Here is a 23,249-nt window from a genome sequence, read left to right as displayed (position 1 = left end):
TTAGTTAAGATCTCCCGGACGCCAAGATCTTACCGCGCCAACCATATCCGCTGCATTCTGAGTGATCGTTTCGTAACGCTTTTCCCGAATGAGAGCAGGATTTACCAGGCATCCGCCTAATCCGACCGCTGTAGCACCCGCCTCTAAAAATCCATGAATATTGTCGAGACGCACGCCTCCCGTCGCAATCAAAGGAATCCGGTCGAGCGGGGCGGTTATCTCTTTCAGGTAACCCACTCCAAGAGAGGCCATCGGAAACACCTTCACCGCAGTCGCTCCCGCTTTCCAGGCCTTCACGATTTCCGTAGGCGTCATCGCTCCGGGAAAAACGGCTATTCCTTGTTCAAGCGCATAAGCCACAACCGCCTCATCCAGATTCGGGGAAACCAGATATTCCGCCCCAGCCCGGACCGCTTCTTTGGCCTCCTCGAGGTCCAGCACGGTGCCTGCCCCAATCTTCATCCGTTCTCCGAATGTCTCTCTCCAGCTTGAGATCATTCCTAGCGCGCCTTCCGTATTCAACGTCACTTCAGCAAACACAATCCCTCCCAAGCTAAGCGCTTCGGCAACAGCTTTCCCCTGCTCCTTCGGCACACCGCGCAGGATAGCAATGATTTTCTCCGCCTTCAGCCGATCCAATAAGGAAGTTGTCATCTCGTTCCCCCTTAATATGTATTTGAGTCTGCCTATATTTTAACCTATAGACCATGACTTGAGGAGCTTGACCCGATATAATGAAAAGGTAGTGTAAACCTTTCCATAGGAGTGATAATTATGAAGCTGACTTATTTGGGACATTCCTCCGTGCTTATCGATACGGGCGAATTCACACTCATCATCGACCCCTTTCTGACAGGAAATCCGGTGGCTTCGGCCAAAGCCGATGAAATCAAAGCCGATTATGTACTCCTGACCCATGGACATTTCGACCATATCGGAGATGCTGAAGCTATTGCCAGAGCCAACGGGGCCACGATCATCGGAATTGTGGAATTGGCTGACTTCTTCAAAAACAAAGGATTAACAACCGCTGGCTTGAATCTGGGCGGATCGTTCGTTTTCCCGTTCGGGAAATTGACCTTGACCCCCGCCCTCCACAGCTCATCCGTAGAGATTGACGGCACCAATGTGTATCTGGGCGTAGCAGCAGGAATCTTGCTGGATCTCGGCGGATTCGTTCTCTATCATGCCGGCGATACGGCATTGTTCAGCGACTTGAAGCTGATCGGAGACCGGCGACAGATCGATCTTGCTTTCCTGCCGATCGGTGATTATTTCACTATGGGACCGGAGGATGCGCTGCTTGCGGCCGAATGGCTTCATCCCAAGCATGTCGTCCCTATTCACTACAATACCTTCGGACTCGTCGCCCAAGACGGAGCGAAATTTGTGGATCAATTAAAACACAAAAACATCATCGGCCATGCGCTCAAACCAGGAGAAAGCCTGGACACCCCCAGCCTGGACCAATAACTGCAAAAGTAAAACAAAACTCCACAAATCTTCCTGGCGAAGGTCTGTGGAGTTTATTTATTTATGAACATTCAAAACAATAATTAAAGGTTCAGTCCGTTAACTCCTTGCCCTTTGTCTCGCTTCCCAGCAGCAATACCGCCACGGCGCCAACCAGGATAGTAATGAAGAAGATCCAGAATATTGCACCGATGGACACCTGCCGGGCAACCAGCATACCGACAAGGTAAGGGCCGATAATGCCTCCCACCCGGCCGAAGGAAGCAGCCAAACCTACTCCCGTAGAACGAACCCGAGTCGGATATAATTCGGGCGTATAAGCGTACATCCCGCCCCATGCTCCAAGATTAAAGAACGACAGACAGATTCCTGCCGCAATGAGCATGCCTTCGCTTGTCGCATTGCCGAACCAGGCAGCGCTTGCCGCAGTCAGCAGCAAATACACGACAAGCACGAATTTCCGGCCGAATTTTTCGATAAAATAAGCGGCCGTGAAATATCCCGGCAGTTGCGCGAGCGTCATAATCAGTACGTATTCAAAGCTCTTCACCAGGCTGAAGCCTTTGAGCATCATAACGTTAGGAAGCCACAGAAACATGCCGTAATACGAAAAAACGACTGTAAACCAAAGGATCCAAAGCATAATCGTAGAACGTCTATGCGGGCTCGCCCAAACCGATACGAACCGTTCCCGGACCGATAGCTTTTTTTGCCGGCCTCCGGCGATGTTCTGGGTAAAGCGAGGCGGGTCCTGAATCGATTTGCGCAAATAAAGCGCATAGAGAGCCGGTATTGCTCCGATCAGGAAAGCGGCCTGCCAGCCGAATTTCGGAATGACGAAATAGGCGATCAAAGCAGACAGTATCCATCCGGCGGCCCAGAAACTTTCCAGCAGAACTACCATTCTTCCCCGGTCCTTTGCCGCTACCGATTCCGATACAAGCGTGGATGCCACCGGCAGTTCCCCGCCCAGTCCAAAGCCGGCTACAAAACGCAGCAAGCATAATACCGCAAACCCGGTTGCCGCTGCGGACAAACCGCTGGCGATCGAAAAAATAAGGAGCGTCCAAAGCAGCACAGCTTTGCGGCCGTACTTGTCCGCCATGATGCCGGCGATCGCCGCGCCGAACGCCATGCCGACCGAATTAATGCTGGTGAAAAACCCGGTCTGCTGCGGTGTCAGGCTCCATTCGGCCGCCAGTGCCGCGGCGATAAACGAAATGATGCCTACGTCCATCGCATCGAACATCCAGCTGAGGCCGGCGCTCATTAGCAGCTTCCGCTGTTTGGGCTTAGGCGCAATTTCAGCAGTATTCATTTGTATTCCCCCACTCATCCTCAAAATCAATTTTTCTATCTCATATCTTGCATCTTATTTTAGCAAATAATGCTATTTTTTTCACAAAAAATTTGACAGCACAACCATACCGATCCCTTTCACATTTAAATGACCGGAATGTAGTTCTGTCACAATATCCTCGCCAAAAGCTACTTCCCATTTCCCCAGCTCCGGTAAAGAAAAGGTTTGTGATGAAGATGAAGCATGATATAGAACATATAAATTCCGGGCCGGGTCTCCTCCTGCATGTTCCCTTAACGTAAAAGCAACGGCGGATTCCGCACCCGCTGTCGGCTCGAACCGAAGGTGCCGGGAAATCTCTGCTGCGGTTTTCAATCGGAAAGCAGGATGCCGTTTCCTCAGTTCAATCATCTTCCGAATGGCCTCAACTTCATCCTGATATGCCGCACACCGGGACCAATCCAGTTGATTTACGGCCGGGGGAGCCTGATAGCTGTTGCCTATCCCGCCCTTGGTACGCAGAAATTCCTGGCCCGCATGAAGAAACGGGATACCTTGACTGGTGAGCACTATTCCCGCAGCCAAACGCTGCATGCGCCTGCGTTCATTTTTATCGGCTTTCGCGGCGGAACAGGACAGTTTATCCCATAGCGTATGATTATCGTGACATTCGGCAAAATTCACGCACTGCGTCGGCTCAGACGCAAATCCGTGCACTTCATTGTTATAGGAAATCGATCCGACGACGCCTTTCATGATTTCCGGCTCCAACCCTTTCCCTCTGCTCACGAAGCCAGTTTGATCAGGCTTGAAAATATCTCCCTTAAGCGCATTTCGAAGCTCCCCGTTAAAATGGGCAATGCCCGGCATCCTGCCGGCTTGCTGTAAATTAGCCCTGCGCTCAGCCTGAAGCTCCGTCTCCATAATCCATCCCTCACCGAGCACTAGAATAGACGGATCGATTTCATCCAATCTCCGGCGGATTTCGTTCATCGTGTCGACATCAAGCAAGCCCATCAAATCGAATCGAAACCCGTCCACCCGGTATTCGGTTGCCCAGTAAACAACGGAGTCAATAATATATTTAGACATCATGAACCGCTCGGAAGCACAATCATTGCCGCAGCCCGATCCGTTCGAGAAGCTCCCGTCCTTCTTGTAACGCAAATAATAACCCGGCACCAGCTTCGTGAAATGAGCAATGTATCCGTCGTAAACGTGGTTGTAGACCACATCCAGAATTACCCGTAATCCCTGTTCATGCAGCGCTTGAACGGCTTGCTTCAGCTCGCGGATCCGGAGCCCGGGCTGAAAAGGATTGCTGGCATACGAGCCTTCCGGCGCATTAAAGTTTTTCGGATCATATCCCCAGTTGTACTGCAAATTCTCCTTGCCAGTCGCTGCAGTCTTTTCTTCGTCCACACTGGCTTTTGCAAAATCCTGAACCGGAAGAAGCTGCACATGGGTGATTCCCAAATGCTTCAAATGGTCCAATCCGGTTAGAATGCCTTGCGGCCCCCTTGTTCCCGTTTCCGTGAAACCCAGGTATTTCCCCTTATGCTGGATCCCGCTCTCCGGGTGAAGTGAGAAATCCCCGACATGCACCTCATAAATGATGACATCGGTTGCCGAAACAAGCGACGGCTTATCCGGGGTCCAGCGTGCAGGATTGGTTTTCTGTAAATCCAGAATAACGCCTTTGTCCCCATTGATTCCTACTGCTTTGGCATAAGGGTCTACCGCCTCGTTCCAGTTGCTCCCTACCCGGACGACAAAAGTATATAATACCTGGTCCAGATTGCGTTCCACCGTCAATACCCAAGTCCCCGAATCGCTCCGGGTCATCACAAGATCCTCAAACGATTCGCTCTCGGCATTCGGATATAATCTTACCTTGGCTTCCGAAGCAGTTGGAGCCCAAAGCCGAAATTGCGTCCGTTCCGGGCTATATTTCGTACCCAGATCGTTACCGTCATACCGGTATGCCTCATCAAATTCGCGCGAAAAAACAGAGATCCCCCCGGTTACGGCTGGATCTCCATAGTCAGTTACCATTTTTCTTTCCTGCTGAACCGCCAAATCGGTCCCTCCTCGATATCGGATACATTCTACACTTCATTTATAAACATAAAGTGTTCCTCCGAACTTCAAGTTATACGCACGGGACAATTCGGTTGCAGCAGAGTTGGTTTATGCGGTCATACCGCGGTCTTTTTTCATCATTAACCGTTGTCTTACAAAAAAAGCGGCGAGCAGTGCCAGCAAAAATATAGCATAGGACAAAATCAGCAAACGGAGATCCATGTTCGGAAACACGATCGAAGCGCTAAGAATTCCGAACAGCCAAATACTCGACAGATTGCCGATAATATTGGACCAAGTGTAGGATCCCGTCTTCAAATTGGACACCGCCGACATAAATGAAATGAGATTATTAGGCATGATCGGAACGGTACGCAAGAAGATAACGGCCCAAACGCCGTAACGGTTCAGGCTTTTTTGCCAGCGTTCATACTTCTGCAGCTTGGACAGCCACCTTCGGTTAAACCAGTCGGAAAACAGAAACTTGCAGAGCATATAGACAGCCATGCCGGCTACCGAACCGGCGATCCAGCTGGCCAGCAATCCGTTCATCACGCCCAGTACGGAAATGTTCAGCATAACGATTGTGGCAAATGGAAAAATGCCGATGATGCCTTGGATCAAAGCAAGAGGAATCGTAATCAGTAAAATCCAAAAGCCTTCGATCTGAGTGACTTCGAGCAGCCACCCGGTAAATTGTTCAATCCATTCATTCAATGTAGTCCTTCTCCATTCTCCTCGTTCCCGTCTATTCTTCTTCCTAAAATGACCAAATCGCGCTCAACCCCGTCCAGGTTCGCCACCCGCGGTAAAAAGGCCCATTCTTCGAAACCGAATTTACGCAGCAGGGAAAGACTTGGCTCATTATGTGCAAACACAAAACCAAGGAGCGTCTTTACGGAAATACTCGGACTAAACTCGATGGCCTTCTTCAGCAGTATGCTTCCTAGACCTTTGGCGCGATGATTCCCCGAAATATAGATGCTGATTTCCGCAGTCGCGTTGTAAGCCGGTCTTCCGTAAAAAGATTGAAAGCTAAGCCAGGCGACAATCTCATCACCGGATTTCATGACCCAAAGCGGCCTTGAATCGGGTAAATGCTCCTCGAACCAGCGCAGCCTGCTATCCACGGTAACCGGCTCCAGATCGGCTGTCACCGTCCGCCCGGCAATTGTCTCATTGTAGATCGATACAATGGCTTCCAAATCGGACAGCTTGGCGTCTTCAATCGTGTAACCTTCAATTTCTGATTTGTACATAGTGTTCTACCGTCGGGAAGGGATCGTAAAAATGATGCAGCAGCGCCTTCCATTCTTCGTATTGGGGCGATTTTCTGAAGCCTATTTCATGATCCGCAATGGAGTTCCATTTTACGAGTAAAATATATTTATCCGCAGTTTCTACACACTTATGGAGCTCATGGTCTATGTACCCGTGCATCTGAGATATAATTTTGGAAGCTTTGCGGAAATTGCTCTCAAAATCGTTGATAGTTCCGGGCTTCACGCGCAGCTCGGCTACCTCAAGTATCATCACTTCATCCCCTTCCATTTTTATGATTATATCATGTACTCAGTGCTTTATGAATCCAAATCGCGGCGATCGAACCTTCCCCCATGGCGACGGTAACCTGCTCCGCATGAACGCCCAGATCTCCGGCTGCGAATACGCCCGCGATGTTCGTCGCCTTACTGCGTGGGTCGGTTTCGATATGCTTATTATGGCTCAGAGAGACTCCGAGTTGACCAGCCAGTTCCGAATGAACCTTATTCCCTCCAAATGCGATAAATCCCCGTTCCGCCTCAAAAAGGCGCCTATCCTTCATCACCACGGCTTTAATATCACCTTCGTGTCCTTCATTCCCTGTTCTCACTTCCTCAATCTCACCCTCCTCATAACCGATGTTTAACGATTTTAGAGACTCCATTCTGTCAGGGGAAACCGTTTCTGATTCATGATTCAAATAGATCAATTCCTTAGTCCGATCCGCAAGAATCATCGCCATATCGGCCCCTGCATTTCCCGAACCCATCAGCACCGTGCGCCGATTCTGAATTTCATGTCCGTCGCAATCCGGGCAAATATACACCGTGGAACCCAAAACAGACAGAAGTCCGGGAATATCGGGGAATCGGTCCATCACTCCCGTTGCCAGCAGCAGAGTTGCAGCTCTATATTCCGTCCCGTTCGCTCCTGTTAATTTAAACTGTTCATCGGTTTGTTCCGCGTGCAAGATCCGGTCGTGTTTGAAAGAAACCCCTAAAGATTCAGCCTGCTTTTGCCCCCGGCTGCGGAGCTCCGGACCCGAAATGCCGTCCGGAAACCCCAGGATGTTGCGATAATTTCGGCAAATGGCCGATCTGCCATCCCCTGCGTCGATAACAAGCACTTGATGGCGGTCATATCTGCCTAATTGAATGGCTGCCTGTAATCCGGCGATTCCGCCGCCCACAATAATACAATCATAAACCATGCACATTCTCCTCTCCGATCTTCCTGATTAATGTCCCCGCGGATGAATCGTTAAATGCATCCCGGCCTTCTGTTTCACTCCCTGTGCATACGAGGTAATGAACCGGGAGAACCTATGCGGTATATTAAACACATTTCGGCATTTTTAAAGGAGGTGAAATCATGGATAAAATTTTGGTGAAGCTGCTCGGAAACGGAGTCATCGTAGTTGCCATGATGATGATTCTCAGCAACGCCTCTTTTATCGGTTCGCTTCTTACGGCGGTTGCACTATCCGCTTTGGCTTATTTGTTCGGCGATTTGTTCATCCTTCCGCGGACCAACAATATGATTGCGACCCTCACAGACGGGGTGTTGGCTTTCGCATTTATTTGGGCCCTTTCCGCCAATGCTGCCTGGACCCTCTCCATGGGCGAGATTTTATCGACCGCCCTCGTGCTTGGCATATTCGAATATGCCTTCCATATCTGGCTGTTGAGAGACGGCATCCGGCGGGACAGCAGCGTACGTGTGCGATGATCTTACAGCGGTGCAAGCTATGAAAAAAGCCTATTGCTATACGGGAAACTCCGTTCGGGACTGACCCCATAACGTGAGACAAATTAAAACACCTTCAAGAGAATGCAACCATGTCGTAAGATATGGAGACAACCTTGGAGGTGTTTTTGCGTTGGCAACAAGAGTAAGTTATCCATTAGAAGTTAAAATGAAAGCTATTGAAATGAGACTGGCTGGTATACCGGTGAAGGAAGTCATGGAGCAGTTAAACATACGAAACAAGACACAGTTGAAAACTTGGATGAAATGGCATCGGAATGGGGAGTGGAACCGGTTAGAGCAGCCCGTAGGTAAACAATACAGCTATGGCAAAGGACCCGAATATACTTCGGAGTTAGAGAGGGTAAAAGCCGAAAACCGGTTTCTGAAACAACAACTAGATCTGCTAAAAAAGTACAGAGAACTCGAGAGGAGGTTTCGTCAAGGATCGTAGTAGAGTGGGTCGAGTCTGTCCGGAGCGAAGTTAGTGTGAAGCAAGCGTGTGAATGGATAGGTGTCCCTCGCGCCACTTATTATCGCTGGAGGGCCGAATATAAGAACCGACCTGAGGACCACATGGTAGAGAAAATTCGCGAACTATGTATACAGCATAAATATCGTTATGGATACCGAAAAATAACCGCCTTGCTTCAGAGAGAGGGCACGGTAAACCACAAACGCGTGCAACGGATCATGCAGCGTGAAGGGCTGCAATGTCGTGTCAAAACCAAGAAACGGAAACCCACAGGGCAACCAGTACATATCGCGGACCATCTGTTAAAGCGACAGTTTGAAGCCGATGCACCTATGCAAAAACTCGTAACGGACATTACCTATTTGCCGTTTGGCGGGAAAATGTTGTATCTGTCGAGTATTTTAGACTTGTTTAACGGAGAGATTGTGGCATACAGTATAGCTGACAAGCAGGACACTACATTCGTGCTAGACACACTCCGTCAGTTGCCATCTCTACGAGGCGCAATACTCCATAGCGATCAAGGCAGCGTCTACACATCCCAGGCGTATCAAGAAGCTGTAAAGGGAAAAGGCATTACCATGAGCATGTCCCGCAAGGGTACGCCCGCTGATAATGCCCCCATCGAATCGTTTCATTCCACGCTAAAGTCTGAAACGTTCTATCTCGAAGGTTTAACCTGTACGACGACGGCAATCGTCGAGCAGACCGTTCGAGACTACATCTTTTACTATAACTCAATTCGCATTCAAACAAAACTAAACAACCAGTCACCGGTAGATTACCGACGACTGGCTGCCTAAACTTGTAAGGTGTTTTGATCCCTGTCTCACAAACGGGGGTCAGTCCCGTTCAGCAATAGGCTTTTTATAATATCTTAGGAGCCGAGGACCACGCGGTCATCCGACAGCTTATGCCCGCTGATGCGCTCAAATTCGCCGATCAGGCGCTCCATCGTCAAATCGCGCTTCGTTTCGTCATCAACGTCAAGAATGATGCGTCCGGCATCCATCATGATGAGCCGGTTCCCCAGACGGATCGCCTGCTCCATGTTATGGGTAACCATAAGGGTCGTCAGCTTCAGCTCGCTGACGATATTTTGCGTAAGCCGGGTAACCAGCTCGGCACGGGCCGGATCAAGCGCGGCCGTATGCTCGTCAAGCAGAAGGATTTGCGGTTCCGTAAACGTCGCCATCAACAGGCTGAGCGCTTGGCGTTCCCCGCCGGACAAGGTGCCTACCTTCGCTTTGAGCCGTCCTTCAAGTCCGATGCCAAGGCGGCTGAGCTGTTCGCGGAACATGCCGCGACGTTTGGAAGTGACTCCGAAGCTTAAGCCCCGTGTTTTCCCCCGGGAATAGGCCATCGCCAGATTCTCCTCAATCGTCATATGCGGGGCCGTTCCGGCCATCGGGTCCTGAAATACCCGGCCCACCCACTTGCTGCGCCGGTATTCCGGCAAGTGGCTGATTTCATGGCCGCCGATCCGTACTTCACCGGCATCAGGTTTCAATACGCCAGAAATCATATTCATCAGCGTCGACTTACCGGCCCCGTTACTTCCGATGACCGTTACGAAATCACCTGGACGCAAATCGAGATTCACGTCGATCAACGCGATCTTTTCATCGGGGGAACCGGGGTGAAACAGCTTGGATACATGATTCAGTTGCAGCATCAGAGCCCACCCCCCACTTGTTTACGGTCCGGCATCGAGATCATTTCCTCGGAGCGGATACGCGCCAGGCTCTTTTGCTTCCACGTCCTGCGAGCGGATGGGACAACCAGCGCGATTACTACAATCACCGCCGTAATCAGCTTCAAATCGGTCGGTTCCAGCCAGTCGATCCGCAAAGCCAGCGCTACGACCACACGGTAGACGATGGAACCGAGCACGGCCGCTAAGGTGGCGAAGAATACGGTCCGCGCTCCGAAGATCGCCTCGCCGATAATGACGGAAGCCAACCCGATTACGATCATTCCGATCCCCGAAGAGATGTCGGCAAAGCCGGATTGCTGGGCGATCAGCGCACCGGACAATGCCACCAATCCGTTGGAAATACTGAGCCCCAGAATAATCGTATTGTCCGTATGTGTTCCGAAACTGCGGATCATGCGCTGATTGTCCCCGGTCGCGCGGAGCGCCAACCCGAGGTCGGTACGCAGAAACAGATCAAGCAGCACTTTTACAATTACGACGATAATCGGCATCAAAATTAGCGGCGCAATGGAGTTAAACACCGTATTTTCGCCAAGCAAACTGATGTTGGGCTTACCCATAATCCGCATATTAATCGAATAAAGTGCGATCATCATCAAAATCCCGGACAAGAGTCCATTGATTTTCCCTTTCGTGTGCAGCAATCCGGTTACCGCTCCGGCAACCAGGCCGCCCAGCACGGCGGCAAGGGTAGCGATCCAGGGAGAGCTTCCTCCCGAGATCATAACCGCGGCGATCGCACCGCCCGTTGTAAAGCTCCCGTCAACCGTTAAATCCGGGAAGTCAAGGATACGAAACGTAATGTAAACGCCAAGTGCCATCAAGGCGTACAGCAATCCGGATTCGAGGGCTCCAAGCATTTGGGTCGTCATGATGTATTCCTCCTACATTTTAGGCAAGGCCCTATTGGATCAAATTGTTCTCCTGATCCTGAACTTCGTTTTTCATGGCGTCGGTCACTTCAATGCCCTGCTCGGCAGCGGCTTTTAAGTTGAGGATCAGATCCAGCTTGTCAGGAACCGTCACACTCATGTCGCCTACCTTCTTGCCATTCTTGAGCACCTCTACCGCCATCTGGCCGACTTGATAGCCGTGGTCGAAATATTTGAAGCCGACCGTTGCAAAAGCTCCGTTCTCTACGGTATCACGGTCTGCGGAGAAGAAAGGAATATCATTATCGTTCGCCACTTTGATCACTGAATTGACGGCTTCGACAACCGTGTTATCCAATGTAATGTAAATGGCATCCGCCCGGCCTACCAGAGATTCCGCAGCTTGTTTCACTTCGGAAGTATTGGTTACCGCAGCTCTTACCATTTTAATGCCGCTCTTCTCCAATTCCTTCTCGGCAAGATCAGCCATGACAACCGCATTCGGTTCGCCCTGATTGAGTACGACGCCTACATTTTTTACATCCTTAAAGTTCGTTGCGATGAAATTCATCAGCTTCGTAATCGCTTCAGGATTCGTATCGGAGGCGCCGGAGATATTACCGCCCGGTTTCTCCAAATTATCGACAAGCTTTGCATCGAGCGGATCTGTCACGGCTGCGAATAAAACCGGAGAATTCTTCACTTGACCGGCGAGTGCGATAGCCGGAGGCGTAGCGATCCCCAGAACCAGATCATATTTCTCGCCCGCGATCTTTTGAGCAATGGACATGTTGTTCGTAGGATCGGCTTGGGCATTGCTATAATCTACGGTCAGATTTTCTTTTTCAATCAAGCCTGCATCTTTCAACGCCGCCATGAAACCTTCCCGGGTTGCATCCAGGGACGGATGCTCGACGTACTGCGAGATTGCGATTTTGTACGAGCCTTTTGCCGTATCATTCGCAGCTCCTTCATTCGACGTATTTGCCGCGTTTCCGGCGCCGGTGTTCGTGTTAGCGGAGCCCGGCGTCTTCGCCGTGTTGTTTCCGCAGCCCACAACGCCGATCAACAGAGCCGTCACCGCCAAAAACATGCTTAGCTTGTTCCTCTTTTTCATTCTAAAAACCCCTCTCTCATTTTAATAATGTCGGCCTGAAAGATTTAGGCCATGAAAGCATGATCCTGTTACCGCTTTTACAGATGAAAGTATTAAAGCAAGAAGGTGTGAAGGGATGCAGTCCCGCTCACCGATGTATTATTCCTATATTAAATGGTGGTCAATTATCCGTCAATCAAAAAAAGAGTCCGTTTTCAGGACTCTAAACTTTGGAATCAAAAAAATGATGTTGTGCTTTCAGTCCGCTCTCTGTCCATTCCAAAATGCCGAACGAATACCTCGGCTGTCTCCTTTTATCGGTGGGTGATCCCGGATTAAAAAGCAGGATTCCATCCTTCCGTTCAAGCAGCGGCTGATGGGAATGACCGAACAGGATCGCATCCAATGTCTGGCCGGCAAACGTTCGAAGCGCTTTGTCCTTGGCGGTGCCCCGTCCTTCCGGCAAAAAGCCATGAGTGAGTCCGATTCTTGCGGCTCCACCGCCCACCGTGATCACCTTATGGTATCCAAATCTGCGGACTATCTCGGCAGGATCGTTATTGCCTGCCACCCCTTCAACCGGAGCCAGCGAGGCAAGCTGATCCAGCACATCGATGGAAGTCCAGTCTCCCAAATGAATGATCATATCCACCCGGCGAAAAGTTTTCAGAAGGGCAGCCGGCAAGGCCTTCGCTTTGCGCGGCATATGCGTATCCGACAAGACTCCGATCCGCATCCTTCCTACCTCAGCGGCGAAGCGGCCATCCGGATATAAGTATGCCTGCGCCCTCGAATCGCTATCGACAAAGCCATGATGTTCTCGGGGTTCGCCATTCCGGAATAACCGGCATCGCCGATATGCAATATATCGGCGCCTGCACGCTTGGCGCTGAGTGCGATCGTCCGGACTGTGCCTTCATCGGCACCTTCCTGACTCGTACCGATCGCAGCTAATGCCAAGGCGCCTTTCTCTTTCACCTCCGCGATGATTCCCGCAAGTTCCTCTTCCCGGAGTCCCGGAACGGTTCCCGGCGCCGGAAACAGAACGATGTCGGCGCCCGCTTCGGCAAAAGATACGGCGGCCTCCCTGTCGATGACGCTTCCCCGCGTGCCGGCGCCATGCATTTTACCGGCGATGATCAAGCCGCCGAAATGCTCCTGCGCGGTTCCGATCGCCTGTAGGATCTGGGCATTGGTCACCCCGGTCTTTGGGTTGCCCGTCAGGCAGACGAAATCGCAACCCAACTCTTTCGCCTTTGCCAGACTGCGGGCCGTTGCGCGGCGCCCTTCCGGCAATACGTTCAGGGATTCCACCGCATCGGCCGAAGCGTCCACCGGCTCCAGATTGATGCCGACCGGCAGCCCGGTCAATCGTTTGATTTCCGCAATCGGGTTCGAGACCGTTCCGGCTCCGCTATCCGGATTGAAAATATCGAACGGAACAATACCGCGTACCTCCGGCTGAAACACATCAAACACGTTGAGCAGAATCAAATCCGCTCCAAACGCCTTCGCCAACTCGGCATTCGTGATTTCCGGCAGCAGCGGCTGCGAGACGACGACCGTCTCCGCCATCACCGTCCGGCCTTCTGCGGCCAGAATGGCGCCTTTGAGCTCCTCACGCCCCATTTGCCGAAAATTCGAAGCCCGGCAATCCAATATTCTTTTCATAGGGTCACCTCACTAGTTCTAAGATAAAGGTTAAAACCTCTTAAGATATACTCTGGCCTCATAGGGGCGCAGTTTCAGACGGGTAAGATCCTCCCCTTTTTTGGGCTCGAAATTGGAGATCAACAGCTCCATTCCTTCAGGCTCCAAACCGTCTGGCATTTCAAATACCGGCTCTTGACCGAAAAAATTCAAAATCACAAGCAGCTGCTCATTCTCCAATGTTCGGGTATACGCGTAAATTTCTTCGTGAAGCGGTAGCAGCAGCTTGTATTCGCCATAAACGATCACTTTATGTTTCTTCCGCAGCTCGATCAGCTTCTTATAATAATGATAAATCGAATCCGGATCTTTCATCGCCCGAACCACGTTGATTTCCATGTAATTCGAGTTGACCTTCAACCAGGGCTGCCCCGTCGTAAAGCCCGCATTCTCGGTAGCGTCCCACTGCATGGGCGTCCGCGCATTATCACGGCTTTTGTTGTGGATCGCCCTCATGATGTCTTCTTCGGGAACGCCTTGCTGCCGCTTTTCCTCATAATAGTTCAGCGTTTCAACATCCCGGTATTCATCGATAGAGTCGAACGCGACGTTGGTCATTCCAATTTCTTCGCCTTGATATATATATGGCGTCCCTTCGAGCGTATGAATGAACGTTGCCAGCATTTTAGCCGACGGTACCCGGCATACGACATCGTTGCCGAACCTGGAGACCGAGCGCGGCTGGTCGTGATTGCATAAATAATTCGCATTCCAGCCCCGGTTGTGAAGAACAATCTGCCAATTGCTCATGATTTTCTTAAGTTCGATCAGGCTCCAGGGGACCATATCCCATTTCCCGCTTCCGGCAGAGGCGGCATCCAGGAACATATGCTCAAACTGAAACGTCATGTTCAACTCACGCCGGCCATCACCTACGTAGTCAAGCGCTTGCTCCGGCCCGAGACCGGACGTCTCTCCAACCGTCATAATATCGTAGAAATACAACACTTTGTCGTAAAGATTTTGAAGCAGGGTGTGTACGTTTTCCAGATTGGAGAACATGTCATAAGCACGAACCGTGGGCGACTGATGCGGATTTTCCGCATCCGGCAGTCCCTGCTGCTTGACGATATGGGCGATAGCATCGAACCGGAAGCCGTCGACGCCCTTTTTCAGCCACCACTCGACCATATCATGCAGCTTCTCGATCACCTCCGGGTTTTCCCAATTCAGATCCGGCTGATATTTGGAGTATAGATGAAGGTAATATTCGTCCGTCTCCGGATCATACTCCCATACCGACCCGCTGAAATAAGACTCCCAGTTGTTCGGCGGACCTCCGTTCTTCCCTTTGCGCCATATGTAGAAGTCCCGTTTGGGATCATCCTTGGATCTCTTCGAATCAAGAAACCAGGGATGTTCATGTGAAGTATGATTAAGCACCAAGTCCATCATCAGTTTCATGCCGCGGATATGAATCTCTTTCAGCATGAGATCAAAATCCGCCATCGTCCCGAATTCCTTCATTATATCGCAGTAGTCGCTAATATCGTATCCGTTGTCGTGATTAGGTGATTTGTAAATCGGGCAAACCCAGATTACGTCGACGCCGAGGTCCTTCAAGTAATCCAGCTTGGATATGATCCCCTGGAGATCCCCGATTCCGTCTCCGTTCGAGTCCATGAAGCTGATCGGATAGATTTGATATACCACGCTCTCTTTCCACCATTTCGGATTCATCTGCCATGCCTCCTTATTTTCCTTATCTATAACATACCCGATTCAGCAAGGTTTCCCGCATCTCACATGAAAGTCAGCGGCTCCCCGATTCGATAACCTTGTAGTATAATTAGAAAATCTATTCCAGAAGAGGTGGATCAAAAAGTCATCTTTCCACGACGAAGAGGATCATGAAGCGGATTCGACGTCGAATCTTGAATTCAGCCGGGCCTTCCGTTGCTCACGTACCTAATGTACGCTCCGCTACTCAGCCCCTAGCTTCATCCAACCTTCTTGGTCCTGAAAACCTGACTTTTTGAACTTGCACTAGAAAGGAACACATCCATGAGTCTTACTGTAGAAAATACTTCTGTTTCTCAAGCGCCAAAATCACGGTCAAGCCGCATGAAGGCCGCGATCATTCTGGGCAGCTTATCGGCCTTCGGCCCGCTGTCGCTGGATATGTATTTGCCCGCCTTGCCCAAAATGGCTGGCGATCTTCACACCAGCGCTCCGATGATTCAGCTCAGCCTGACGGCTTGTCTGCTCGGTCTTGCCCTCGGACAGCTTATCGTCGGCCCGCTAAGTGACACGCGGGGGCGCCGCGCTCCGCTGATTATATCGATGGCTGCTTACGCCATCAGTTCACTGCTCTGCGTTTTCGCACCGAACGTGGCCGTCTTGAACATACTTCGCTTCATTCAAGGTCTGTCCGGCTCCGCCGGCATCGTTTTGTCCCGTGCGATCGTGCGGGATATGTATTCCGGCTCCGAGCTGACCAAATTCTTCTCGCTGCTGATGCTGATCAATGGCGCGGCACCGATCCTTGCTCCGATCTTCGGAGGACAGCTGCTGACCTTCGTCTCGTGGCGCGGCGTATTCGTCGTCCTCACCCTGATCGGCGTCTTAATGCTGCTGTCCGTATTGCTCGGCCTTCCGGAGACCTTGCCCAAAGAGCGCCGTCAAAGCGGAGGTCTGGGCGAAACGCTATCGACCTTTTCGCGGCTGCTCCGCGACCGGCTGTTTATCGGCTACTGCCTCTGCCAGGGACTCATCTCCGCGGCGATGTTCGGATATATTTCGGGATCTTCCTTCGTCCTGCAAAACCTGTTTCATGTCTCCGAGCAAACGTTCAGTCTCATCTTTGCCATGAATGGTCTCGGAATCATCTTTGCCAGCCAGATTACCGGACGCCTGGCGGGGAAAATCGACGAGTCTACCTTACTCCGTTTCGGTATCGGCCTGGCCGCCGCCGCGTCGCTTGTGTTGCTTGGCGGCATTTTGACGGGCGGAGGCTTGGCCGCCGTGTTGATCCCGCTGTTCTTTGTCGTATCCTGCGTAGGTATCGTCGGCACCGCCAGCTTTACGCTCGCCATGCAAAACCAGCGGGACTCCGCGGGGAGCGCTTCCGCTTTGCTCGGCCTGCTGCCATACATTCTCGGAGCGGCCGTCGCGCCGCTGGTAGGTCTCGGCGGCGAAGAGACCGCCTTGCCGATGGGCCTGGTCATTGCCATCTCCGATGTCGGTGCCGTCCTGTGTTATCTTTTCCTCGTTATGCCCATGCGTAAACGGGGTTAATAAATGAAGATTAATCCCCAATCCAAACCGAAAGTGAGGAATAGATCATGTCGAAATTACTTAATGGCATAGGATTTGCTTCCATCATCGTCAGTTTTCTTGCAGGGATTACCCAAGGTATATATGGAAGCGGGTGGCTGGCAGCTCTTCTGCAAATCATTGGCGGGATTGTGGTCGCGATCATATTTTTTGCATTAGCCCTCATCCTTGATCGTTTGGACGAAAACCGTGAATACTTGGAGATCCTGCTTGATAGAACGGAAAAGCCAGTCTCAACTACTTCTCCCTATCCGGCTAACGCCAGACCTAAAGCGAAATCGAAGTCAGCCTTGGAATCTTTAAAGGATTTTAAATTGAATGCAAAAGACTAATCCTAGGTTATAGAAAAAAGGTGGTATCTTCGTGTTCCGTTCAGGTAAACCCGTAAATTCGCCTTCCGATCAAGAATTGGTGGAGCAAGCCCGTTCCGGTCATCAGGATGCGTTCAACCTGTTGATGGAGCGGCACCGCCACCATGCGCTTCACTGGGCGCGACAAATTGCCGAAGACCCTCACCTGGCCGAAGATATCGTCCAAGAAGGGTTGATCAGTGCTTTTACATACTTGGGTTCGCTGAAACAAATCGAAAAATTCGTTCCCTGGTTCCGCCGCATCATTACCAATCAGGCTTTAATGCATGTAAGACGGGGAGGACCTTACGCCAAGGAACGCCCCTTCTCATCTTGCATCAGCAAATCCGTTGAATATTCGGGTAAGGATTTTGAACAAATCGAATTCATTCTCGCCACACTTGCCAGAAATACGGCCATGGAGCACGAGCAAAACGAAGACCCCGTTAGGGAGATCATCATGCTCGATACTTACGAAATGCTGCGCGCGATGCTTCAAGACCTGAGTACCCGGGAACGCGAAATATTCGAAGCCCATTTCTTCAGTCACTATTCTCCTCAAGAAATTGCTGCTATGTATTCCACCTCTTCCGGCAACATCTACACGATCCTATCCCGCACAAGAAAAAAGATCAGCCAGGCAAGATATGAAGCCAACCTGGCAAACTATTTGCAAAGCCGTCAGCAACTATCATCTCCGCGAACTCATAATCAGCTTCAGGAACCGGCCGTCTATTTTGGAGAAATTTGGGATACCTTTGCATTAAGTATCCAGCACGCATTGCAATATACGGACTTCACTCATTACACGATGACTGAAATTATGGGCCTTTCCGGTCTGGCTTTCCGGCTTCAAGTACACCGTGAGCGGACCGATTTTATCGGGGTGACGGCTTTTGACTGGCGCAACGTTTTTGGCAGAGGATTGTTAAACCTTGGCTTTGCGGCTCGCTCGGTCGGGGACGGAAGCCGTATTCCGCAATCCCATGAATTGCTGGTCGAGGCGTTCTCGTTCATTCACCGTACGATTGATCAGGGCCAGCCTGTCATTGTATGGGGCGTAGAACTGCCTACCTTCGCCGTTATCCACGGCTATGATGATGAACGTCGGTTATTTCGCATCACCGGATTGTTTGAGCAAACTCATCTCGGGTATGACCAGCTTGGCCGCGAATGGAGTGCCGATTTATTCGCAATATCGTTAGGTACGCCCGCTCCTGTGACCCCTTTAGATGCGCTGCATGGCGCGCTCGGCATGATCGTTACCCACGCCGAAGGACGGGAACGAACGCCGCACGCCGATTATGTGCAGGGATTGTACGCCTATGATTTATGGATTAGCGCTCTTTCCAGGGACCACATCGATCATTTTGGTCATGCCTACCTTGTATGGTGTACAGCCAATGCCAGGTCCTTTGCCGTCCAATTTCTTGAACTGGTAACCAGTCGTCCCGAGGTTTACGGCAACCGGAATTCCCGCCTTGCAGGCGATGCTGCTGATTACTACAGGAAGACTGCGGACGCTCTCCGCCAAATGTGCATGCTCTTTCCATTCCCTGGCGGAGGACACCCCGAAGAACCAGAATGCAGAAAAATGGCTCTCCAGCTGCTAGACCACGCAAAATCAAACGAGGTTCTGGGACTGCAAACTTTAAAAAAAATATTTTTATCGTTATGCGACTCGTAAAAAGTGTAAGACTCTTCCCCTTCCTGGCATCAGAATCTAAGTAACGTGATTCAATTCCATGGGGGGTTAGGAAATAATGATCAAAAAAACGAAGATTGGCAGGCTGGTGCGCGGTACTTCTATTAAGTGCAGCGGCTCTTAGCGGCTGCGGCTCTGAACGTTCCGCAAAGACCCAAAACACATTCCTTTTTAGAGGAGATGCGGCAAATACCGGGGTTTCTGCCACAAAAGGCTTGCCTGCTCTGAAGGGAGAAAAATGGAGTATCAAACTGGACGCGCACTTTCAGAGTTCTCCGGTAATGATGAAGGATACATTGTATTTTGGATCTGAGGAAGGAAGGTTTTACGCGGTGGATGCCAACAACGGGAAAACGGTCTGGCAAACCGATTTTCCGGGAAAGATTAGGTCATCCGCGGCCGTTCTCGAGGACGATCTGTACTTCACGGACACGACCTCCACTTTGTATGCATTGGAACGGGAGACCGGGAAGCTGAAATGGAAGCAAAAACTGGACGATAGTCTTAAAGATGAAGGACTGCCTGACTTATGGGATTATTATATCGGGTCACCGGCGGTGGACGGAGATTATATCTATGTAGGCGGCGAAGGTCCGAGATTCTATGCCTTAGGACGAAAGGACGGCTCCATCCTCTGGGAAACGGAAACAGCCTCGTACGTACATGGCAAAGCGGCTATTGCAGACGGAAAAATATATATCGCGGATATGAGCGGCGAGGTCACGGCCCTGGACCAGCAGACAGGCAAAAAATTGTGGTCGGCTAACTTCGGCACGGTGCAATCCAGCATCACTTATAAAGAGGGAATCATTTATTTCGGTTCACGAGATCAATATGTCTATGCACTTGACGCCAATACAGGTGATATCCGGTGGTCCCACCTCTCACCGGGCGGATCCTGGGTCGTTTCCTCTGCGGCCGCAAGTGAAAAGCATGTCGTCATCGGTGCTTCCGACTCCAAGGTAGTCCACGTGTTTGACCGGGAAGCCGGCGAGCACAAACTGGATTTCAAGCTGGATAGCCGCGTGTTTGCTTCCCCCGTGATTGCGGATAACATCATGTATTTCGGTTCAGCTTATACCGACGGCGGCAAAGCGAGAGATGCTTTTTATGCGGTTGACCTAGACAGCGGCAAAGAGCTATGGAGATTTGAGGGTACGAAGTCTCCGATTCTTTCCACGGCGGTCGTCGCAGATGGGGCCGTTTATTTTGCTACTCTTGACGGGTACTTGTACGCGCTCCATTAGACGTGTGAAATAATATAAAAAAGACGGCGCTTAGGTTTATAATCCTTGCGCCGTCTTTTTTGTTATCCTTACACTTCGATAAATCTGCGTTACTTTAACCCCATTACTTCAAATCCATAGATCCGCGCGGCCGTGTCCCCGCCTTGGGTCGGCTTTTCTACGACAAGCCGGGCATAGCGGGCCGAAGTCAAAGCGATAGCATGCTTGCTGACGCCCTTCGCATTGTCGGTCACCTGCACCGAATCGGTCCAGTTTTCCCCGTCCATGCTGAGCTGGATTCGGAAGCTGCGCGTATTGAAAGCCGCAGCTTCTCCACCCGCTTCCGCGTGTTTGATGACGAACTCGCTGATCTTATGTTCAGCGCCCAGATCTACAGTCAGTGTGTGAGGAGCATCGCCCACCGCGCACCATTTCGTCTTGTCGTCACCGTCCAGGGCAAACGGCGGAGCTTCCTTCTCATTCACATAACTCGAGGCCGTCGCTTTCTTGCCAAGGGCTAGATCGGATACCCCGCCGGCAGCTTCCTTAGTGACGGTGATCATTTGCCGCTTCACCACATCTTCGCCGACTTCATTGACAGCCTTCAAGGTTACTTCGAAGCTGCCTTCTTCCTTATAAGTCACCTTAGGGTTTTGCTCCGTGCTGCTTGAGGGTTCCCCGCCAGGGAAGCTCCACACCCAGCCTTCCGTCACTTCCGAGGACTTGTCGGTAAACTGCACGCTTTCGCCCGGAGCGATTAACGTACGGTCCGCTTCAAAAGCGGCGATCGGCTTCGGATAGGCCGGCCAGTTGAAAGTGACCGAGGCCGGTTTTCCCTGTTCATACTGCCGATTTACGGGAATGACGACCATTTTCGTGGCGGTCTCCTTGTTCAACCGCTTCATTTCAGGCACATAGTAGACCGTGTTCCCGGTCATCCCCATCAACTCATAAGCGCCGTCCGGCTTGACGCGGTAAACTTGGTAATACTGCACGTCGCTGCCGTCCTTCGGCGCTTCCCAAGCCAATCGCGCATCGCCGTAGATCCCGTCCCGGAAGTCGTTCTCCGTCACCTTCAGGCCGGTCACAACTTTCGGTTGTTTGGCCTTATCCTGCTTTTGCGTTACCGCAAGTTCTCCAATAAACGCCTCATACCCGGCTACTGGTTTGGAAGAGACAAATTTGAGCGAAATACTGCTAATCGTGCGGCCCTTATACTTATTGAGCTGGACACTTCCCTCTTTCCACGAACCTTCGTCTCCTGCCGTTGTCCATTTTTTCGGTTGGAAAAATACCGTCTCTTCAGGTGCATCCGAGAAAGATACCCCGATTTGAACCGCTCCCTCCACTGCTGCATTATCCTGATAAATCAGCGATAATTCCGTCGTTGCTGCAACCGGAATATTCGTTTTATACAGTTTCACTTGGGTTGGATTGTCAGAGGACAGATCTCCTGTCACTTTCAACGAGCTGCCGCCGTAATAAGACTTGGTGTAATCGAAGTCCGGAGTCAGCGCTTTCCCTGTGCCGCCCGATTCGGAGATCCAGCGCCATGTCGGCAATATATCCTGCAGGCTTCGATTACTCCAGTCCTTCTCCCGCATGACTTTACCGTTGACCGCAAACATGTGGCCGTTGCCGGTATTGAAATGCGTAATAAACTCGGTTCCGGAAATCACGCTCTTATCGGCAATATCATAGGCGATTCCCCGCCAGGCGTAAGGATCTCCGGCTTTCGCTCCGTCCAGATCCGCAGTTGTCCCCACCGACGGATTACCACCAGGTCCGACCCAGAACATCTCCTCTTTGTCCATATACTGTTCATTCGTCTCCGAGCTGTTAAACGCCCAATCCGGGCGATAGATACCAAGCGATGTAGTTGCTTTTTTTCCGTCCGGGAACAGAATCGGCCAATTGTAGCTGCCCTCATACCCGTTTGCCTCTACGTCGATGCCGGCGAATAAATCGTAAGGACTTCTTCCGAGTTCATTCGCTTTCATCGGGGAGTTCAGATACGGAGTTACGTAATCGTATTTTCCGTTCACTTCATCTTTGTATTGCCAGCGGAAATCCAGGAACATCGAGTCGGATACCCGCTGGGTCCCGTTTTGGAAAAACATCTGGTTTTTGTCGGTCAGCGCACCCTGCCACTTGATGTTACCCTCGTTAATCATGGAATCGTACCAGATGATCTCCAGCTCGGAGCCTTTGATTTTCTGTAAATATGCAAGGAAGCGCTGCATGTCCGCGGCATCCTCTTTGGAAGCTCCCTGCGTCTCCTGATTGATGAACCAGCCGTCAAACCCGTAATACCGGGCTGCCTCCACCAACTTATCCGCCACGGGGAATGTACCGTCTTCCCTTTGCTGCAGCAAATCATGCATCCATTCCAGCTTTCCGCCATGCTCGGTCTGCGGCAAGAAAACGGTTCCATAAACCGACACCCCGTTCTTATGTGCCGCATCGATCACATCCGCGCTTGGGGAAACAATCAATCCTTCGCCGGCCGAACCGCCCCACATGACGAGCTTGTCGATATACTGCCAGAAGCTGAACGTATACGTGTGAAACTTCTCGGACCCTTGGGAAGGAGCCCCGCTCGTGCTCGGAAACATGGAGGACAGCGCGATGACCTTCGCCTCCGGCTTGGCGTTTGGATTCACGATCTCCCCAAGGAAGCGGTCTTTTTGAAGCTTCACCGTACCCCGGTTAAACGCCGCGTCTTTATCGGTAGCCGGAGACCATTCCAGCAAAGTATCCGGATACCAGTAAGACGAATGCGGCTGAGCCGCTTCCGCTTTTCCGGGGGTTCCGAGAATCACACCGGCGAGCAGCATCGCTCCGGCTGCAGTCATCAACCTCTTTTTCCACTTCGTCTTCGTAAAATAGTTCAGCTTCACTCTCTTCATCATTCAACCTCCTGTGTTTTGGGCTATGGAAAATAGAGAAACGGTCGTA

Annotated in this window: 21 protein-coding genes; 7 read left to right on the top strand and 14 right to left on the bottom strand. The window is 51.1% G+C overall.

Annotation, left to right across the window (positions count from 1 at the left end):
- Positions 1-654 carry a bifunctional 4-hydroxy-2-oxoglutarate aldolase/2-dehydro-3-deoxy-phosphogluconate aldolase gene (locus KJS57_RS07285; RefSeq protein ID WP_211024053.1) on the bottom strand — a complete coding sequence of 218 codons (654 nt, stop codon included), beginning with the start codon at positions 652-654 and terminating at the stop codon, positions 1-3.
- Positions 655-774: 120 nt separating this feature from the next.
- Between KJS57_RS07285 and KJS57_RS07280 the strand changes: the two genes are divergently transcribed.
- Complete coding sequence (locus KJS57_RS07280; protein WP_213654234.1) at positions 775-1,473, top strand: metal-dependent hydrolase; 699 nt, start codon at positions 775-777, stop codon at positions 1,471-1,473.
- Positions 1,474-1,564: 91 nt separating this feature from the next.
- Here KJS57_RS07280 and KJS57_RS07275 read toward each other — a convergent pair whose 3' ends face one another.
- From KJS57_RS07275 to KJS57_RS07250, 6 genes are all read right to left on the bottom strand, one after another.
- Positions 1,565-2,791, bottom strand: a complete 1,227-nt coding sequence (locus tag KJS57_RS07275) for an MFS transporter (RefSeq protein WP_213654233.1) — start codon at positions 2,789-2,791, stop codon at positions 1,565-1,567.
- A gap of 81 nt (positions 2,792-2,872) precedes the next feature.
- Positions 2,873-4,852, bottom strand: a complete 1,980-nt coding sequence (pulA, locus tag KJS57_RS07270) for a type I pullulanase (RefSeq protein WP_213654232.1) — start codon at positions 4,850-4,852, stop codon at positions 2,873-2,875.
- A gap of 111 nt (positions 4,853-4,963) precedes the next feature.
- Positions 4,964-5,572 carry a TVP38/TMEM64 family protein gene (locus KJS57_RS07265; protein WP_211024044.1) on the bottom strand — a complete coding sequence of 203 codons (609 nt, stop codon included), beginning with the start codon at positions 5,570-5,572 and terminating at the stop codon, positions 4,964-4,966.
- The gene (locus KJS57_RS07260) at positions 5,569-6,114 is read right to left on the bottom strand and encodes a GNAT family N-acetyltransferase (protein ID WP_213654231.1); all 546 of its coding nucleotides are present in this window, start codon (positions 6,112-6,114) and stop codon (positions 5,569-5,571) included. The genes KJS57_RS07265 and KJS57_RS07260 overlap by 4 nt, the downstream gene beginning before the upstream one ends.
- Entirely contained in the window at positions 6,095-6,388 is a 294-nt protein-coding gene (locus KJS57_RS07255) for an antibiotic biosynthesis monooxygenase family protein (protein ID WP_211024040.1), read from the bottom strand. Before KJS57_RS07255 ends, KJS57_RS07260 begins: the two co-directional genes overlap by 20 nt.
- A 31-nt stretch (positions 6,389-6,419) precedes the next feature.
- Positions 6,420-7,328 (bottom strand): NAD(P)/FAD-dependent oxidoreductase, encoded by a 909-nt coding sequence (locus KJS57_RS07250; RefSeq protein WP_213654230.1) that lies wholly within the window; start codon positions 7,326-7,328, stop codon positions 6,420-6,422.
- Positions 7,329-7,489: 161 nt separating this feature from the next.
- On the opposite strand from KJS57_RS07250, the gene KJS57_RS07245 reads away from it, so the two are divergent.
- Both KJS57_RS07245 and KJS57_RS07240 read left to right on the top strand, forming a co-directional pair.
- On the top strand, positions 7,490-7,846 hold the full coding sequence (locus KJS57_RS07245; RefSeq protein ID WP_213654229.1) for a DUF2512 family protein: 357 nt from the start codon (positions 7,490-7,492) through the stop codon (positions 7,844-7,846).
- A 151-nt stretch (positions 7,847-7,997) separates the two neighbouring features.
- A protein-coding gene (locus KJS57_RS07240) for an IS3 family transposase (protein ID WP_213654228.1) occupies positions 7,998-9,142 on the top strand; the annotation gives its coding sequence in 2 pieces (ribosomal slippage) (positions 7,998-8,271 and positions 8,271-9,142; 1,146 coding nt in all).
- Between the two features lie 74 nt (positions 9,143-9,216).
- Here KJS57_RS07240 and KJS57_RS07235 read toward each other — a convergent pair.
- The 6 genes from KJS57_RS07235 to KJS57_RS07210 form a co-directional block, all read right to left on the bottom strand.
- The gene (locus tag KJS57_RS07235; RefSeq protein ID WP_213654227.1) at positions 9,217-10,014 is read right to left on the bottom strand and encodes an ABC transporter ATP-binding protein; all 798 of its coding nucleotides are present in this window, start codon (positions 10,012-10,014) and stop codon (positions 9,217-9,219) included.
- Complete coding sequence (locus KJS57_RS07230) at positions 10,014-10,928, bottom strand: ABC transporter permease (protein ID WP_213654226.1); 915 nt, start codon at positions 10,926-10,928, stop codon at positions 10,014-10,016. Before KJS57_RS07230 ends, KJS57_RS07235 begins: the two co-directional genes overlap by 1 nt.
- Positions 10,929-10,959: 31 nt before the next feature.
- Positions 10,960-12,045 (bottom strand): ABC transporter substrate-binding protein, encoded by a 1,086-nt coding sequence (locus KJS57_RS07225; protein WP_213654225.1) that lies wholly within the window; start codon positions 12,043-12,045, stop codon positions 10,960-10,962.
- Positions 12,046-12,247: 202 nt separating this feature from the next.
- Positions 12,248-12,760 (bottom strand): metallophosphoesterase family protein, encoded by a 513-nt coding sequence (locus KJS57_RS07220; RefSeq protein WP_211024028.1) that lies wholly within the window; start codon positions 12,758-12,760, stop codon positions 12,248-12,250.
- A 5-nt stretch (positions 12,761-12,765) separates the two neighbouring features.
- Positions 12,766-13,695, bottom strand: a complete 930-nt coding sequence (locus KJS57_RS07215; protein WP_213654224.1) for a DUF7916 family protein — start codon at positions 13,693-13,695, stop codon at positions 12,766-12,768.
- A 30-nt stretch (positions 13,696-13,725) separates the two neighbouring features.
- Positions 13,726-15,414 (bottom strand): glycoside hydrolase family 13 protein, encoded by a 1,689-nt coding sequence (locus KJS57_RS07210; RefSeq protein ID WP_213654223.1) that lies wholly within the window; start codon positions 15,412-15,414, stop codon positions 13,726-13,728.
- A 324-nt stretch (positions 15,415-15,738) separates the two neighbouring features.
- On the opposite strand from KJS57_RS07210, the gene KJS57_RS07205 reads away from it, so the two are divergent.
- The 4 genes from KJS57_RS07205 to KJS57_RS07190 all read left to right on the top strand — a co-directional run bounded on the left by KJS57_RS07205 (position 15,739) and on the right by KJS57_RS07190 (position 20,312).
- Positions 15,739-16,971 carry a multidrug effflux MFS transporter gene (locus tag KJS57_RS07205; protein ID WP_213654222.1) on the top strand — a complete coding sequence of 411 codons (1,233 nt, stop codon included), beginning with the start codon at positions 15,739-15,741 and terminating at the stop codon, positions 16,969-16,971.
- A gap of 47 nt (positions 16,972-17,018) precedes the next feature.
- Positions 17,019-17,342: a hypothetical protein gene (locus KJS57_RS07200; protein ID WP_213654221.1), complete on the top strand. Its 324-nt coding sequence runs from the start codon at positions 17,019-17,021 to the stop codon at positions 17,340-17,342.
- A 31-nt stretch (positions 17,343-17,373) separates the two neighbouring features.
- The gene (locus KJS57_RS07195) at positions 17,374-19,047 is read left to right on the top strand and encodes an RNA polymerase sigma factor (protein WP_213654220.1); all 1,674 of its coding nucleotides are present in this window, start codon (positions 17,374-17,376) and stop codon (positions 19,045-19,047) included.
- 95 nt (positions 19,048-19,142) lie between these two features.
- Positions 19,143-20,312 (top strand): outer membrane protein assembly factor BamB family protein, encoded by a 1,170-nt coding sequence (locus tag KJS57_RS07190; protein WP_306434204.1) that lies wholly within the window; start codon positions 19,143-19,145, stop codon positions 20,310-20,312.
- Between the two features lie 89 nt (positions 20,313-20,401).
- On the opposite strand, the gene KJS57_RS07185 is transcribed toward KJS57_RS07190, so the two are convergent.
- Positions 20,402-23,200 (bottom strand): endo-beta-N-acetylglucosaminidase, encoded by a 2,799-nt coding sequence (locus KJS57_RS07185; RefSeq protein WP_213654218.1) that lies wholly within the window; start codon positions 23,198-23,200, stop codon positions 20,402-20,404.
- Between the last annotated feature and the right edge of the window lie 49 nt (positions 23,201-23,249).

The organism is Paenibacillus vini, from assembly GCF_018403325.1.
Lineage (GTDB): Bacteria > Bacillota > Bacilli > Paenibacillales > Paenibacillaceae > Fontibacillus > Fontibacillus vini.
The sequence above is the reverse complement of the archived record's forward strand: the minus strand, read 5'-3'. Positions and strand labels throughout refer to the sequence as shown.

Excerpts from the sequence above, each read along its gene's own strand:
- KJS57_RS07285 (WP_211024053.1), bottom strand. The coding sequence starts at position 654 with ATGACAACTTCCTTATTGGATCGGCTGAAGGCGGAGAAAATCATTGCT.
- KJS57_RS07280 (WP_213654234.1), top strand. The coding sequence starts at position 775 with ATGAAGCTGACTTATTTGGGACATTCCTCCGTGCTTATCGATACGGGC.
- KJS57_RS07275 (WP_213654233.1), bottom strand. The coding sequence starts at position 2,791 with ATGAATACTGCTGAAATTGCGCCTAAGCCCAAACAGCGGAAGCTGCTA.
- KJS57_RS07260 (WP_213654231.1), bottom strand. The coding sequence starts at position 6,114 with ATGTACAAATCAGAAATTGAAGGTTACACGATTGAAGACGCCAAGCTG.
- KJS57_RS07255 (WP_211024040.1), bottom strand. The coding sequence starts at position 6,388 with ATGATACTTGAGGTAGCCGAGCTGCGCGTGAAGCCCGGAACTATCAAC.
- KJS57_RS07250 (WP_213654230.1), bottom strand. The coding sequence starts at position 7,328 with ATGGTTTATGATTGTATTATTGTGGGCGGCGGAATCGCCGGATTACAG.
- KJS57_RS07245 (WP_213654229.1), top strand. The coding sequence starts at position 7,490 with ATGGATAAAATTTTGGTGAAGCTGCTCGGAAACGGAGTCATCGTAGTT.
- KJS57_RS07235 (WP_213654227.1), bottom strand. The coding sequence starts at position 10,014 with ATGCTGCAACTGAATCATGTATCCAAGCTGTTTCACCCCGGTTCCCCC.
- KJS57_RS07230 (WP_213654226.1), bottom strand. The coding sequence starts at position 10,928 with ATGACGACCCAAATGCTTGGAGCCCTCGAATCCGGATTGCTGTACGCC.
- KJS57_RS07225 (WP_213654225.1), bottom strand. The coding sequence starts at position 12,045 with ATGAAAAAGAGGAACAAGCTAAGCATGTTTTTGGCGGTGACGGCTCTG.
- KJS57_RS07220 (WP_211024028.1), bottom strand. The coding sequence starts at position 12,760 with ATGCGGATCGGAGTCTTGTCGGATACGCATATGCCGCGCAAAGCGAAG.
- KJS57_RS07215 (WP_213654224.1), bottom strand. The coding sequence starts at position 13,695 with ATGAAAAGAATATTGGATTGCCGGGCTTCGAATTTTCGGCAAATGGGG.
- KJS57_RS07210 (WP_213654223.1), bottom strand. The coding sequence starts at position 15,414 with ATGAATCCGAAATGGTGGAAAGAGAGCGTGGTATATCAAATCTATCCG.
- KJS57_RS07205 (WP_213654222.1), top strand. The coding sequence starts at position 15,739 with ATGAGTCTTACTGTAGAAAATACTTCTGTTTCTCAAGCGCCAAAATCA.
- KJS57_RS07200 (WP_213654221.1), top strand. The coding sequence starts at position 17,019 with ATGTCGAAATTACTTAATGGCATAGGATTTGCTTCCATCATCGTCAGT.
- KJS57_RS07185 (WP_213654218.1), bottom strand. The coding sequence starts at position 23,200 with ATGAAGAGAGTGAAGCTGAACTATTTTACGAAGACGAAGTGGAAAAAG.